This window comes from Paenibacillus sp. FSL R7-0333, assembly GCF_038000365.1.
In the GTDB taxonomy this organism is placed as follows: Bacteria; Bacillota; Bacilli; order Paenibacillales; family Paenibacillaceae; genus Paenibacillus_AQ; species Paenibacillus_AQ silagei.
Window position 1 is genome coordinate 617,819 of the sequence record NZ_JBBOBZ010000001.1, and the last position, 13,862, is coordinate 631,680.

At 57.3% G+C, this 13,862-nt stretch carries 10 protein-coding genes; 7 read left to right on the forward strand and 3 right to left on the reverse strand.

Features of this window, described 5'->3' with window-relative positions:
- The first annotated feature begins 8 nt into the window (after window positions 1-8).
- On the forward strand, window positions 9-1,805 hold the full coding sequence (locus tag MKY86_RS02565; RefSeq protein WP_076081937.1) for an ABC transporter ATP-binding protein: 1,797 nt from the start codon (window positions 9-11) through the stop codon (window positions 1,803-1,805).
- Between the two features lie 336 nt (window positions 1,806-2,141).
- Here MKY86_RS02565 and MKY86_RS02570 read toward each other — a convergent pair whose 3' ends face one another.
- Window positions 2,142-3,338 carry a nucleotidyltransferase domain-containing protein gene (locus MKY86_RS02570; RefSeq protein WP_076081936.1) on the reverse strand — a complete coding sequence of 399 codons (1,197 nt, stop codon included), beginning with the start codon at window positions 3,336-3,338 and terminating at the stop codon, window positions 2,142-2,144.
- A gap of 105 nt (window positions 3,339-3,443) precedes the next feature.
- Window positions 3,444-4,181: a hypothetical protein gene (locus tag MKY86_RS02575; protein ID WP_340825987.1), complete on the reverse strand. Its 738-nt coding sequence runs from the start codon at window positions 4,179-4,181 to the stop codon at window positions 3,444-3,446.
- A 115-nt stretch (window positions 4,182-4,296) separates the two neighbouring features.
- On the opposite strand from MKY86_RS02575, the gene MKY86_RS02580 reads away from it, so the two are divergent.
- The 6 genes from MKY86_RS02580 (at window position 4,297) to MKY86_RS02605 (ending at window position 12,665) form a co-directional block, all read left to right on the forward strand.
- Window positions 4,297-5,190 carry a carbohydrate ABC transporter permease gene (locus MKY86_RS02580; protein ID WP_340825989.1) on the forward strand — a complete coding sequence of 298 codons (894 nt, stop codon included), beginning with the start codon at window positions 4,297-4,299 and terminating at the stop codon, window positions 5,188-5,190.
- An 85-nt stretch (window positions 5,191-5,275) separates the two neighbouring features.
- The gene (locus MKY86_RS02585; protein ID WP_076081975.1) at window positions 5,276-6,088 is read left to right on the forward strand and encodes a carbohydrate ABC transporter permease; all 813 of its coding nucleotides are present in this window, start codon (window positions 5,276-5,278) and stop codon (window positions 6,086-6,088) included.
- Between the two features lie 46 nt (window positions 6,089-6,134).
- Window positions 6,135-8,471 (forward strand): FAD-dependent oxidoreductase, encoded by a 2,337-nt coding sequence (locus MKY86_RS02590; RefSeq protein ID WP_076081934.1) that lies wholly within the window; start codon window positions 6,135-6,137, stop codon window positions 8,469-8,471.
- A gap of 143 nt (window positions 8,472-8,614) precedes the next feature.
- The gene (locus MKY86_RS02595) at window positions 8,615-10,417 is read left to right on the forward strand and encodes a sensor histidine kinase (protein ID WP_076081933.1); all 1,803 of its coding nucleotides are present in this window, start codon (window positions 8,615-8,617) and stop codon (window positions 10,415-10,417) included.
- Window positions 10,410-11,180, forward strand: a complete 771-nt coding sequence (locus MKY86_RS02600; protein WP_076081932.1) for a response regulator transcription factor — start codon at window positions 10,410-10,412, stop codon at window positions 11,178-11,180. Before MKY86_RS02595 ends, MKY86_RS02600 begins: the two co-directional genes overlap by 8 nt.
- 162 nt (window positions 11,181-11,342) lie before the next feature.
- Window positions 11,343-12,665: an ABC transporter substrate-binding protein gene (locus MKY86_RS02605; RefSeq protein ID WP_076081931.1), complete on the forward strand. Its 1,323-nt coding sequence runs from the start codon at window positions 11,343-11,345 to the stop codon at window positions 12,663-12,665.
- A 73-nt stretch (window positions 12,666-12,738) separates the two neighbouring features.
- Here MKY86_RS02605 and MKY86_RS02610 read toward each other — a convergent pair whose 3' ends face one another.
- Window positions 12,739-13,659: an NADP-dependent oxidoreductase gene (locus tag MKY86_RS02610; protein WP_076081930.1), complete on the reverse strand. Its 921-nt coding sequence runs from the start codon at window positions 13,657-13,659 to the stop codon at window positions 12,739-12,741.
- Window positions 13,660-13,862: the final 203 nt, after the last annotated feature.

Below are 13,862 nucleotides of genomic sequence, written 5' to 3' on the forward strand. Positions count from 1 at the left end.
GTGGGTCCATGCAAGCTATAATCTACTACGTCCGGCAGCTTCAACGGTTGTCGGGCGTGAAGCTGTATCTTAATCTGTTAGGCATGGTGATCAGCGGTCTGCTGGAGAGCTCCGCCATTCTGCTGCTGGTTCCCATGCTTGGCATGGCCGGCATTCAGCTGGGCGGCGCGGCGGCGGGCTATCATCTGCCTATGCTCGGATTCATAAGTGAATTGCCGCAGTCCACAGCGCTGCTGCTGGTGCTGGGCAGTTATGTTCTGATTGTGCTCTGCCAGAATCTGATCGCAAGGTTCGTGGCGATCCGCAATGTCGAAATTCAGCAGACCTATGGCAGGCAGCTGCGGGTTGAGGTCTATAGCGCATTGCTGCGGGCGCAGTGGTCTTTTTTTCTGAAGAAGCGCACCTCTGATCTGATCAACATGATGACCACCGAGCTGGCCAGAGTCCTGGCGGGTATCAGCGGCTTCCTGCAGTTCCTGACTTCGCTGTTGTTCACCCTGGTTCAGATTGCCTTTGCCTTCTGGCTGTCCCCCAAGATGACACTGGGGGTTCTCGTCTGCGCGGCACTGCTGTCCATCTTCTCCCGGCGGTTCATCCGTAAGGCAAAGAGGCTGGGTAGCCGCAGCACAGAGCTGGGCAAGACGTATCTAGGCGGCATTACCGACCAGTTGAACGGAATTAAGGATATCAAAAGCAATAATCTGGAGCAGTCCCGCCTCGAATGGCTGCATGCCTTCACCGGCGAGGTCAAGCAGGAGCAGCTGGACTATACGCGCCTGCGCTCTAACTCCCAGCTCCTGTATAAGCTGTCCTCCACGCTGCTGATTGCTGTGTTTATCTTCGTGTCCTTCCGGTTCATGCAAGTGGAGGGGCCGAATCTGCTGCTGGTCATTCTCGTCTTCACCCGGCTGTGGCCGACCTTCTCGACGCTGCAGTCGCTGCTGGAGCAGCTGGCCTCAGTAGTGCCCTCCTTCAAACAACTGCAATTACTGCAGGAAGAATGTCTGGCCGCTGTCGAGCATGAAGCGGATCAAGGCGGAGAACGGGTGCTGCCTATGACGCTGGAGCACGGTCTGGAAGCCCGGAATGTCGATTTCCGTTATCATGCGGACGAGCCGCAATATTCGCTCCAGAACGTCAATGTGCGAATTCCCGCCCGGCAGATGACGGCGATTGTCGGACGTTCAGGCGCCGGCAAAAGCACACTCGTTGATCTGCTCATGGGACTGATGCAGCCGGAGAACGGGGAGATCCTGGCGGACGGCGAGCCGATCACCGGGGAGCGGCTGCTGTCCTACCGGAGATCCATCGGTTATGTGGCGCAGGACCCGTTCCTGTATAACGCGACCATCCGCGATAATCTAATGATGATCAAGCCGGATGCGGAGGAGGCGGAGCTGTGGGAGGCGCTGGAGTTTGCTTCCTCGGCGGACTTTGTCCGCAAGCTGCCGGACGGACTGGATACGCTGCTCGGCGACCGGGGCGTCCGCCTGTCGGGCGGGGAACGTCAACGCCTGGTGCTGGCGCGTGCCATTATCCGCAAGCCGTCGATCCTGGTGCTCGATGAAGCGACAAGTGCGCTCGACACCGAGAACGAGCAGCGGATTCAAGAGGCACTGGAGCGCATTAAGGCTTCTGTGACCGTCATCGTCATTGCCCACCGCCTGTCCACGATCCGGGGAGCCGATCAGATTCTGGTCATCGACCAGGGCCGGGTCATCCAGCAGGGAGTCTACAGCGGTCTGGCTTCGGAGAAGGGCGGCATGTTCAGCAGGCTATTGAAAGGGCAGGAAGAGGCTGGATAAGGGTATACCTTAAACGCGAATGTAGGCGAAAAACCGAACACATTCGGTGCCGGGTGGGTGTGTGGTCCCAATGTAATCGAAAAACCGATTACATTGGGCGAGCGCAGAGGTTGTGACGCGAATGTAATCGAAAAACCGATCACATTGGCTGACCGCAGAGGTTCTAGCCCGAATGTAATCGAAAAACCGATTACATTGGGCGAGCGCAGAGGTTGTGGCGCGAATGTAATCGAAAAACCGATTACATTGGCTGACCGCCACCAGGCTCCGAAACCGTAAAAGGCAAGTGCTGCTAATCTAACGCAGCACTTGCCTTTTTGGTATGGCTGTCCCTGCCTACATCTCCTTCTCCGCACCCGTCACCTTCCGCCAGCTCCACAGCAAAGGCCGCAGCGGGAAATACAAGAAATGCAGCGGCTTCGGCAGCGGCAGGGTCTTGGCATCCGCTGCATAGGGATAGAGGAAGCTGGCGGAGCGGAGCATCCGGCTTCGTGTGGATAGAATGCTTGGAAGGTACCGGTTGAAATGCTGCTCCACCTCCGGCTCGAGCGGAGGGGTATTCAAATTCACGATGCGCGGGAGATAGAACAGAATGTCCTGTGCCAGCCTGCGGGCCTTGGGGTTGTCCATCAGCGGGGACAGCGCCGGGTCAACCGGCGTCTCCAGCAGCTCTCTGGCCAGGATCAGCGTCTGTCCTCCTATGGCGTTGTGATCATAGTGTTGTAGTAAGCGGACTAGCTTAGCGGAATCGGGCGGCTGCTGTCCCATTAGCAGCATCTTGATGTCCTGCAGCCATCTCAGCCGGGACCAGGCATGTCTGGCACCGTGTACAGCCAGGAACATGAACAGATCCTCCGGCCCCAGATAGCGGACATTCTGGCCGAAGGTGCTGCTGGTCCGCGAATGACGCCAGAGCTCGTCGAACGCAGGCTCTTTGGCGGGCCCCGGTCCTAACCGCCAGTGCAGCTCAAGGTTGACGTTGCTAACAGGATGCACGAACGTCGAATGATGCTCTCGCCATTTCCAGTCGCCAAGCAGGCTCTCAAACTTGTCTTCCTTCTCATAGCCCAGCCGGATCAGCAAGGTTTCGGCATCCTCCAGCTGTTCCATCGGCACCAGGAAGTCGAGATCCCGGGAGGTGCGCTGCGACAGGTCTCCGTACAGCTCCTGCCCAAGCACCGGCCCTTTGAGGAACAGACTGCGGATATTCAGCTCGGCCAGCTGACCTGCGATATTGCTCATTTCGCCGCTAAGCTGGAGCATCTGTACCGTATTCCTGCGGTATTGCCATTTCAGCTGCTCCAGAACGTCAGAAGGGACCACCTTCTCCTCCATCTTGCTCAGCCTGGAATAGAGGTAGGGATACACCCTGTGCTGACGGTTCAGCTCCACGAATAAGTCCCAGTTCACCTCTGTGAACAACTGCGGATGCTTCCGCGCCATCTCATCTGGACTTCCGGAATTCAGTAGTGCAAGAATAAGGTGTACTTCCTTGGTTAAGCTTGCCTGATTAAGGATCTTCCGGTCAGTCATAGAGACGCTCCTTACCTGATTTGTGAACGGATTACTAGAATATTAGTGAGCGTACCACCGTTTACAGAAGGTTGTCAATTTAATGGCCCGTTCGCCTGCCCGACTTCAATAAGTCCCGGCACTCAGCTTCAGAATCGTGCCGGTGGAGGCCGGAATCACATCCGCATCACTGCCCAGTCCGAAGTAGAAGTCGCCGCCGGATTCCTCGAAGGAACGGGCGAACGCATCCCGGATGAAGCGGAAGACCTCACTCCAGTCCCCTCCGCCGGAGGTGAAGGCCGAGGTGCTTTTGCGGTAGACATAATTCGTATATTGGCCGGAGGCCTCCTTGGCATAGCCAAGCACGTATACCGTCTCCCCGCGGTCGAGAATATCGATAGGCATTACTGAAGAATTCGGCAGCAGCTCCTTGCGCGTGTTCTGGAAGCCCGCTCCGGCGGAGAACAGGCCCTGCGGAATGGATTGATGGTCAGTGGCGGAGGAAGCATAGAGCGTGTCACCTAAGCCGAACAGAGTATAAGCCCGCATAATGCCGTATTGGGAGACTGTGCCGAACCGGGTCCAGCTATTTCCCCTGTCAGCGGATACATAGATCAGCGGGCCACCGCTGGCGCCGAGTGCAGCATACAGCTTGCCTTGATAGCAGGCCATATCATAGACATGGATACCCCCGGGAATATTCATATATTGGTCCCAATGGTTGCGGGCATAAGCCGCTTTCTTGAACGGGCTGCCCAGCACCGCTATGGAGGAGTTGAATGAATCTCCTATAATTTGGAATGAGGCGTGGTAAACATGCAGTGCATCCGCTGGGAGGTAAGGCCCAGGGCCGGATGGAAGCATAGTACCCCCAGTTCAATTCCAAAATCCGTACCCCTACGCCACAATTGCGTTCATTCTGCAAGTCTGCCCCCTTTGCTAGACTTACCTTATGAATACTTTGCAAAGGAGGGATCGCTTGAAGAAGCTAAGAAGAACCGGCATTCATGACCATCATCCGGCCGGTTATTGGTTTATCGCCCCCAGCATGATGGGGATTACGCTGTTCTATCTGGTGCCTGCCCTGATGTCGCTGGTCATGATGTTTACAGATTACTCCTTCATGAACAAGGGGGACATCCAGTTCGTCGGGTTGGACAATTTCAGACGGCTGGCCGGAGATGCCTCATTCTACAACTCCGTCCTGAAGACATTCATCTTTCTGCTGACGGTTCCGGTATCGCTGATTGTGGCTTTTCCCATCGCCTACATTCTGAACAGAAGCGTCTACTGGGCCAAGCTGCTGCGCACGCTGTACTTCCTGCCCTATATTATGAACGGTGTCGCCATCGCCTTCGTCTGGATGCTGCTTTTCCATCCCAGCCTCGGCCCCATTAACGGAGCACTCCGGCTGGTTGGCATCGCTGATCCTCCGGGCTGGCTGTCCGAGAGCGGTACGGCAATCTATGCGTTATGCATCATTCAGATCTGGATTATGGTCGGCTACAACATGATTATTTATCTCTCCAGTCTTCAGGAGGTGCCGAAGGAGCTGCTGGAGGCGGCGACCATCGACGGGGCCCGGCTGTGGCATTCCATCCGTTATATCACCGTGCCGCTCGTATCGCCAACCACCTTCCTGCTGCTGATTACAGGGTTCATCTCGGCCATTAAGACGTTCGGCATCATTCAGGCCACCACCGCCGGAGGACCGGGAGAAGGCAGCAATGTGCTGTCGCTCTACATTTACAAGACAGCCTTCCGCTACTATGAGATGGGTTACGCTTCTGCCGTGTCCTGGATGCTCTTCGCCATTGTTATGCTGATCATGCTTGTCAATTGGGCAGGCCAGCGCCGCTGGGTGCATTACTAAAAGAAAGCAAGGAGAGCCGCTAATGGAAACGACAATAACACCTGCTGTCCGGGCGGGGCGGCAGACGGCAAGGCGTGCCTCGCGAATGTGGAAGTGGCTGCTTACGCTGGTCATGACTACTATGGGCCTGCTGCTGCTGCTGCCCTTCTTCTGGATGATCTCCACCTCATTCAAAACACCACTTGAGGTGTTCGAGTTCCCGATTCAGTGGATACCGCTGCACCCGGTCCTGAAGCACCATGTGAATGTGTGGACAGGAACGGGGAACTTCGCGCTGCTCTATATGAATTCACTGAAAATCTCCATCCTTTCGACCCTGGGTGCGGTAACGTTTGCCGCTCTGGCCGCCTACGGATTCTCGCGGATTCAATTCCGCGGGCGGGAGCCGCTGTTCCTGATCTATTTATCCATGATGATGATCCCGCCGCAGATTCTGTTCGTGCCGAGGTTCGTGCTGTTCAATTGGATGGGTATTTACAACACCCACTGGGCGCTGATTCTGCCCGGGGCATTCACCATCTTCGGTGTGTTCCTGCTGCGCCAGTTCTTCATTACCGTGCCCCAGGAGATCAGTGAAGCTGCTTTCATCGACGGCGCCGGGCATTTCCGCATCTTCACACGGGTCATACTGCCGCTGGCGAAGGCTCCGCTCGCAACACTGACGATCCTTGATTTCTCCTGGCACTGGAATGACTATGAGAACGCCTTGATCTTCCTGGTAGACAAGAATCTGTATACGGTGCCCCTGGGCCTGCAGAATTTCGTACTGGAGAATTCGGTCGATTACAACGGCATGATGGCTGCAGCTACAGCCGCCATGATTCCGATGATTGTGGTCTTCCTGGCCGGACAGAAGTTCATTATTCAAGGCATCGCCAGCGGGGCGGTCAAGGGTTAATACATGACAATATAATAAAGACAATGAAGCCTCAGGAGGTACTATCATGAACGTTCAGATTACAGAGAATTATGACATCGTAGTGGTGGGTGGCGGACTAGCCGGCTTCTCTGCGGCTGTCGCTGCCGCACGCGAGGGCGCACAGGTATGCCTTGTGCAGGACCGTCCGGTGTTCGGGGGCAATTCCTCCTCGGAGATCCGTGTATCGCCGCATGGAGCGGCGTGCTTCCATGCTTATGCCCGGGAGACCGGCATTATCTCGGAGCTGCTGATTGAGGAACGGGCCGTCAACCATGAATGGATAACCGAGAACGGCTGGACCAACAGTGTATGGGATATGACGATGTATGGCATGGCGGTTAGAACCCCCGGTCTCACCTTCCACTTGAATACGGCGCTGCTTGACATCACGATGGAGCATGAGCGCAAGATTCATTCGGTGCGGTGCCGGACCGCAGGCGCGGAGACTGATCTGCTGATTGAAGCGAAGCAGTTCATCGATTGTACCGGCGATGGCATGCTCGCCGATCTTGCCGGATGTGAATGGCGGATGGGCAGCGAGGGCAAGGATGAATTCGGCGAGCCGCACGCCCCGGAGCAGGCCAATCAGGAAGTGATGGGCAATTCGATTCATTTCAAGGCAAAGGATATGGGGCGGCCCGTTCCGTTTGTGCTGCCGGACTGGGCCATCCGCTATGAGGATGCCAGCTTCTTCTACGATCAGGGCCGCAAGCCCTACGATATCCGCAGCGGATACTGGTGGCTGGAGATCGGCGTGCCCTGGCACACCATCCATGATGCGGAACGCATCCGCCATGAGCTGACCCGCCATACGCTGGGGGTATGGGACTGGATCAAGAACCGTGATCCCAAGACCCGGGAGCTGGCCGCGAACTATGCGCTGGACTGGATCGGCCAGGTGCCGGGCAAACGGGAGAGCCGGCGCATCATGGGCAAATATCTGATGACCGAGCATGATCCGGCAGGGCGCACCGTCTTCGAAGACGAGATTGCCTTCGGTGGCTGGTTCCTCGACCTGCATACGCCCGGCGGTCTGCTGGCACCGACCAGTGAGCCCAGCAGCGCAGAGCATTACGACCAGACCACCGATTATGCGGTCAAAAGCTATTGCGGTCCTTACGGTATCCCGCTGCGTATTTGTATGTCCAAGGATGTAGACAACCTGATGATGGCAGGCCGCAACGTGAGTGTCACTCATGCCGCTCTGGGGACAGTGCGTGTCATGGGCACAACTGCGCTGATGGGGCAGGCGGCAGGGGTCGCGGCGGCAATTGCGGCCGCGGAGCAGCTGAGTGCCGATGAGCTGCTGGCGCACCGGGTTCCGCACATTCAGCAACAGCTCCTCCGGGACGGCTGCTTCCTGCCGAATGTGGTCAATGAAGATCCGCTGGATCTGGCCCGGCTGGCTGCGGTGACCGCAAGCAGTGAAGCGCTGCTCTACGGCGTAGGCCCGTCCTCCTCGGGAACTGCGGAGCATCTGGTGGATTGGACGGAGACGAAGCCGCAGGCACCGGTAGTGCCGGTGCAGCGATACGACCGGGACCGGCTGAACCGGCGGACCGGGCAGTGGATCGCGGTGGGCGACCGTCCGGTCCGGCGGCTGGAGGTCTGCCTCAGCAACCTGTCCGGTGCCGCGCAGCAGGTTCAAGGAGCTCTGTATGCGGTGGAGAGCATCTGGGATTACCGCACAGAACCGGGAGAGCCGGCGGCAAGGCTGGAGTTCATGGTGCCTGAGGGCGAAGAGTTATGGGTCACTGTGCCGCTTGAACTGGAGCCGGGCCGCGACTTCCCGGCGTTCTCCTACCTGCGGCTCGATCTGCTGGCGCACAGCAGAGTGGCCTGGATCAAGGCCGGAACGGTCATTCCCGGCCATGCTTCGGCCTACGAGATCGGCGGCGGCAAGATGCGCAGCCTTAAGGAGAACCGCAGCTTCCGGCTGGACCCGCCGCAGAATTGCTATGCTGCGCACCAGGTGACCAGCGGGGCTACCCGCCCTTACCGCGCAGCTAATCTATGGCGCTCCAATCCGCAGGAGCCGCTGGAGCAGTGGCTGGAGCTGAGCTGGGAGCAGCCGCAGGAACTGCACACGGTGGTGCTCAGCTTCCCGGGGCATCTGTTTCACGAATATCATAACTACCCGCCGCTGTACCGTGATCCGCAGTGCGTGAGAGACTACAGCATCCATCTCTGGCAGGACGGCCGCTGGACCGAGGCTGCCAGGGTCAAGGACAACTACCAGCGCCGGAATACCGTTACGTTAACACCGGCATCCGGCAGCTTCACGGCGGACCGGCTGCGGGTAGTGATTCACGGGACGAACGGCGATGCATCAGCAGCCATATATGAGATCCGCTGTTACTAACCGAATTAGACAGACCGCCATGCGGTCTGTCTTTCGGCTGTATGCGGAGAGAAAAACTTTTTATCTATCCAAATTATTGAATAATGAATCCTCTGCTATACTGGGCAGGAACATGCTGCAAGGCCGAAGGGGGAAGAAGGATAATGAAGAGATTAAGATGGCCCGGGGGCCTGAAATACCGCATTTTCACGGCATATCTGCTGCTGGTCATTATCCCGTTCTCCCTGCTGTGCCTGATTGGCTTCCAGCAGATTGAGCAGATCCTGAAGCAGCAGCAGGTCGAACAGAACAAGCGGGAGATGGGCAGCTTCCGGGAGGATCTGCTGGATCTGGCCGGACTGATGACCCGCTCACTCATTCTGATTAACCAGAATCCTTCCCTGGAGCAGTATCTGAGCTCGGACTCGCCTCATTCTCCCTTCACGGCCATGCGCGAAATTAACCGCAATCTGGACTCGCTGGCGAACTCGTTCTTCCTGTCCACGCCGTCCGTCTTCCTGACCGTCACGGACCGGGCCGGACATGCTTATTACAATTACACTTCGCGTAAGCCCATAGACGGGGAGCAGGTCTACAACGAGATAGCCGCCGGGCTTCAGGAGCAGCGCCGGCCGGCCTCTTACTATTGGAAGGTTGCAGACAGCTATGTCTCCAAGGAGATTGCCTCCGGCAGCAAACTGCTGACGATTGATTCCCTGCTGCTGGATGCCGGCTCTGAGCCGTACGGCGCAGTGAGAATCAGCATGGACCACAGGCAATGGCTGAAGCAGTGGACAGGCGTGGCTGATCCTCAGGCGGCCTATCTCGTTCTCGGCAACGGGGGAGAGATGATCTACCGCAGCAAGGAGGATGCCCAGATCCCGGATGAGCTGACCCGCCGTTTCCAGGAGGAATTCCGCCTCCACCCGGATAAGCTGGCCGATCTGACAAGTGAACGCGAGCAAGCCCTGTACCTGGCCAGCTATATGCCTTCCCTGGAGTGGACCCTGATTAAGAAAATCTCGCTGGAGCAGGTCTTTGCCGGCACCAATGCCATCAAACGCACGGCGCTCGTCTCCCTCGTAGTGCTCACGCTGGTGTTCATTGCCGCTACGCTGCTGATCTCCTCCAATGTAACCAAGCCGCTGCATAAGCTGCGCGATCAGATGAGGCGGGCCGCTGACCAGGAGCTGAGGGTGACGATCCCCACCAGCGGCTACCGGGGGGAGATTCTTCAATTGCTGACCAGCTTCAACCGGATGATAGCCGATATCGGGACACTGATCTACCGGCTCAAAGTAGAGGAACGCCAGAAGGAATCCGTCCGGTTCCAGATTCTTGTCTCCCAGATGGACCCGCATTTCCTGCTGAATACGCTGAATATGATCAAGAGCCAGGCGCTTAAGAATAAAGACAACACCACCTTCGACATCTGTGTCTCGCTCGGTCTGCTGCTGGAGACCAGTCTCAATACCGAGCTGGATCTCATCCCGCTGGGGCAGGAGCTGGGCTTCATGGAGGCTTATATGCACATTCAGAATATCCGCTTCGGCAACCGCTATCACCTGGATGTGGAATACGATCCTTCGCTGTACTATGCCCTGGTTCCCAAGTTTACGTTGCAGCCGCTGGTCGAGAATGCCATTATTCATGGCTTCGCTGACACCGTGTCCGGCGGGCAGATCACCGTGAACATTCAGGCCAGCGGGAAGGAGCTCATCATGCTCGTGATGGATAACGGCGCAGGTCCTGAAGCCGCCCGGCAGGCTGCTGCCAAGGCTGCGGTCCGGCGCAGCCGCAAAGGAATCGGCCTAAGCAATATCCAGGAGCGGCTGGAGCTGCTGTACCGGGGGCAGGCCTCCTTAACCCTCACCCGCAGCGGGGAAGAAGGCTGGACGATAGTCGAGATCCGCACCCCGCTGCTTGTATCCGAACCTTACGCCAAAGGAGAATCAGACGATGTATAGTGTCTACCTGGTAGAAGATGAAGTGTTTGCCCGGGATATGGTGAAGCATCTCATTGCCTGGGAGAAATACGGCTTTGTCATAGAAGGCGAGTATGCGAACGGGGCTGAGGCTATGGAAGCTATGGAGCAGCGCCCTCCCGACATCGTGATTACCGATATTGTCATGCCTGTTCTGGACGGGATTGAGCTGCTGCGCCGCAGCCGGGAAGTCGGCTTGGAATGCCCGTTCATCATGCTGACCTGCATGTCGGAGTTCGATTATGCCCAGCAGGCGCTGGAGCTTGGCGCTATAGGCTATGTGCTGAAGCTCTCTCTGCGGCCGGAGCGGCTGATTGCCCTGCTGGAGCGGGCGCGGGCGGGTCTGGAGCAGCGGGACAAATGGCGGAAGCTCAGTACCCTTGGGGACACCGCGCTGCTTGCAGCGGCCGGAACAGCCGGGGGGAAGACGGGGCATCCGCAGGTTGACCGCATTATAGACTATATCTCCGAGCATTATGCACAGGAGCACACACTTGGCGAGCTGGCGCGTCTGGTCAATATGGAGCAGACCTACGTCAGCAACCTGTTCAAGAAGAAGACCGGGCTCACCCTCACCAATTTCACGCAAAAGGTCAGAATCGAAGCGGCCGTGCATCAGCTGCTCCACACCAGCCTGCCGGTCTCGGCGATCTCCTGTGCGTGCGGCTTCTCGAACGATAACTATTTCAACAAGGTGTTCAAGCGGTGGACGGGCAAAACTCCGAGCGACTTCCGCCGCTCCTGAAGCGGAGCCTCTAGCCGGGCGTACGCTATATCCCAAATCTGTATCATTAGATCACAATAGCGTTCATGGGGCAGCGGGGCGCGGGCTGATATCATTATAGGCAAGCGGAGGATGCTGCACAGCAGCGGACTTGCGGACAATAGCCAAGGGGGTTGACGATAGATGAAGAAACCAAGATACGGATGGCTTGCAGGACTTACAGCCCTGCTGATCATTGCAAGCGGTTGCAGCAGCAAGGAAGGGGCTGGCACATCGGCTGGAGTGGCTGAGGGCACGAATTCCGGGGGGCAGAACAACAAGACCATTACGCTGAAATTCTGGGGCGGGGTTCCTGAGGAAGCAGGGCCGCTGGACATGGTGAAAGCCTGGAATGAGGCGAATCCCGGAGTGCAGGTAGAATATGTCCGTTACGTCAATGATGACAGCGGCAATCTGAAGCTGGATACGGCGCTTGTGGCTGGAGAGAATATTGATCTGTATACCAATTACGCCAAGTTCCAGCTGGAGAAAAGAGTGCAGTCCGGCGGCGCGCAGAACCTCAGCGAGCTGGGCGGGTATGATATTGAAGCTGCTATGGGTGAGCAGGCCAAAGCGTGGCAGTTCGACGGCAGCTACTACGGCCTTCCGACCGTCTCCTCGAAGTCTTTTATCTGGCTGAACAAGAACAAGCTGGATGCTGCCGGGCTGAAGCTGCCGGATAACAACTGGACCCAGTCGGACCTGGCGGAATATGCCAAAGTGCTCAGCAAGGATTCAACTTACGGCTACGTTCAGGGAACCAACATGTTCCCCTTCGGCATGGACGGGGAGCTGCAGAATGAATTCGTCAAGGACGGCAAGTCTAACCTGGACAGCCCGGTGACGCGCGGCTCGGTGGAGAGCTGGTACAAGATGATGCACGATGATAAAAGTATGCCCGCCTACGGCGAGCAGATTGCCACCAAGCTTCAGGTCGATGCCTCGTTCCTCAAAGGGGAAGCGGCCATGCTGGGCTCCGGTAACTTTATTTTCCGCAATGCGAACAATCTGACCGATTACCCGCGTGAGTTCAAAATTGCCTTTGCCACCATTCCACGCCCGGATGGAGCGAGGGAAGACTTCCGCCTGGAAGGCGGGCTGAGCGATGTCATTGCCATCAACCCTGGCTCGGCTTACAAAGAGGAGGCGTGGAAGTTCCTGCAGTGGTATGCGGATGAAGGTGTAACCTATCTGACCAAGGGAGGCCGCATTCCCGCCTCGGCGAAGATTGATAACTCCCAGACGCAGGCCAAACTCGTTGCAGGCTTCGAACAACTGTACGATCTGGAGTCTATGGAGCGGGTGTTGTTCGGCGGCGAGGATACCTACATCAATACGGTGCCGATTCAACTGAACGACCTGCGTATGGAGGAGCTGGAGCATTATTTCCTGAAGGATAAGACACTGGATGAGACCTTCCAGAGCATCGGCAAGCGCCACAACGAATTAATCGCCAGAGGGAAATAACCACAGAGTTATTATCAAAATACCCGTACCGTCAGGAGAACCGCAACTCCTGGCTGTACGGGTATTTCGCTTACTATAATCCCGGTTCCTGTTGCCCGATCGTGATGGCAATAATGCCTGGAGCTTTCCCGCTCGCCTGAAGCTCACAGGCGCTCTGCAGCCCTTCCACGCTAAGCGGGAAGACCGGGCCGGCCGGTGCCTTCAGCCTCCGTGCGGCAATCAGCCGGGCCAGCTCGGACAGCTGGAAGGCATCAGCAGCGGGAATAATACACCCTGCCTGGACTCCCTGCTGTGCAGCCTGGGCGGGATCGGGCGGTCCGGCCGTGGAGAACAGCCTTCCGCCGGAAGTCAGCACCGCGAAGCTGCTGTCCAGCACGCGGCCCTCTGCCGTATCGATGACCACATCGATACTCTGCCCCAGGATGGCTGCGAAGTCCTGTCCGCTGCTGTTAATGGCCTGGTCTGCTCCCAGGCCCCAGACGGCGTCCAGATCTGCATCGTTGCTGATCGTTGTAATCACGGTTGCCCCCCGCAGCTTGGCGAGTTGCACCGCGAAGCTGCCGATGGCTCCCGCGCCGTTATGCACCAGCACGCGGTCCCGGCTGGAGACCCGGGCTGCGGCCAGTGCCTGCCATGCCGGCAGCCCGGCGGCTGCGGTTACCGCAGCCGCTTCATAGGATAGCTCCCGGGGCTTAAGCGCCAGCTCAGTCTCACGTGCCAGCGCATATTCTGCGTAGCTTCCGTCCGCTCCGGCGTTTATCAGGCCGTACACTTCGTCACCGGTCTGCAAGCGGGTTGCTGCCGGGCCGGTATCCGTTATTGTTCCGGCTATGGCTTTAAGTAACGGGCCATTATGAAGCTTCTGGAACGCCGGATGAACAGAGGCAGCGCGCAGTTCGATGAGAACTTCATACTCACCGGGAACAGGAAGCGGGGCGTTAATTTCTTTGAAGCTCCAGGTGTCGCTGAATGAATCTGGGAATAGGACTCTCATCTTGCTGTAAGACCTCCTTGTCCTGCTGGCCGCTCTTTTGGTTCATACTATACTTATGCAGCCAGGTGAAGTCAAAAATCCCGATGCCCGGTCTCGACCCTCATCCAAGCGATATCTTCGCTCCCGGTTCAGCCGAATGTTTGGACAAAAGATTGAATCAGCGAGTACAGTACTGTAGAATTGAACTATATCAGATTTAACCA

Excerpts from the sequence above, each read along its gene's own strand:
- MKY86_RS02595 (WP_076081933.1), top strand. The coding sequence starts at position 8,615 with ATGAAGAGATTAAGATGGCCCGGGGGCCTGAAATACCGCATTTTCACG.
- MKY86_RS02605 (WP_076081931.1), top strand. The coding sequence starts at position 11,343 with ATGAAGAAACCAAGATACGGATGGCTTGCAGGACTTACAGCCCTGCTG.
- MKY86_RS02610 (WP_076081930.1), bottom strand. The coding sequence starts at position 13,659 with ATGAGAGTCCTATTCCCAGATTCATTCAGCGACACCTGGAGCTTCAAA.
- MKY86_RS02565 (WP_076081937.1), top strand. The coding sequence starts at position 9 with ATGCAAGCTATAATCTACTACGTCCGGCAGCTTCAACGGTTGTCGGGC.
- MKY86_RS02600 (WP_076081932.1), top strand. The coding sequence starts at position 10,410 with ATGTATAGTGTCTACCTGGTAGAAGATGAAGTGTTTGCCCGGGATATG.
- MKY86_RS02575 (WP_340825987.1), bottom strand. The coding sequence starts at position 4,181 with ATGCTTCCATCCGGCCCTGGGCCTTACCTCCCAGCGGATGCACTGCAT.
- MKY86_RS02585 (WP_076081975.1), top strand. The coding sequence starts at position 5,276 with ATGTGGAAGTGGCTGCTTACGCTGGTCATGACTACTATGGGCCTGCTG.
- MKY86_RS02570 (WP_076081936.1), bottom strand. The coding sequence starts at position 3,338 with ATGACTGACCGGAAGATCCTTAATCAGGCAAGCTTAACCAAGGAAGTA.
- MKY86_RS02590 (WP_076081934.1), top strand. The coding sequence starts at position 6,135 with ATGAACGTTCAGATTACAGAGAATTATGACATCGTAGTGGTGGGTGGC.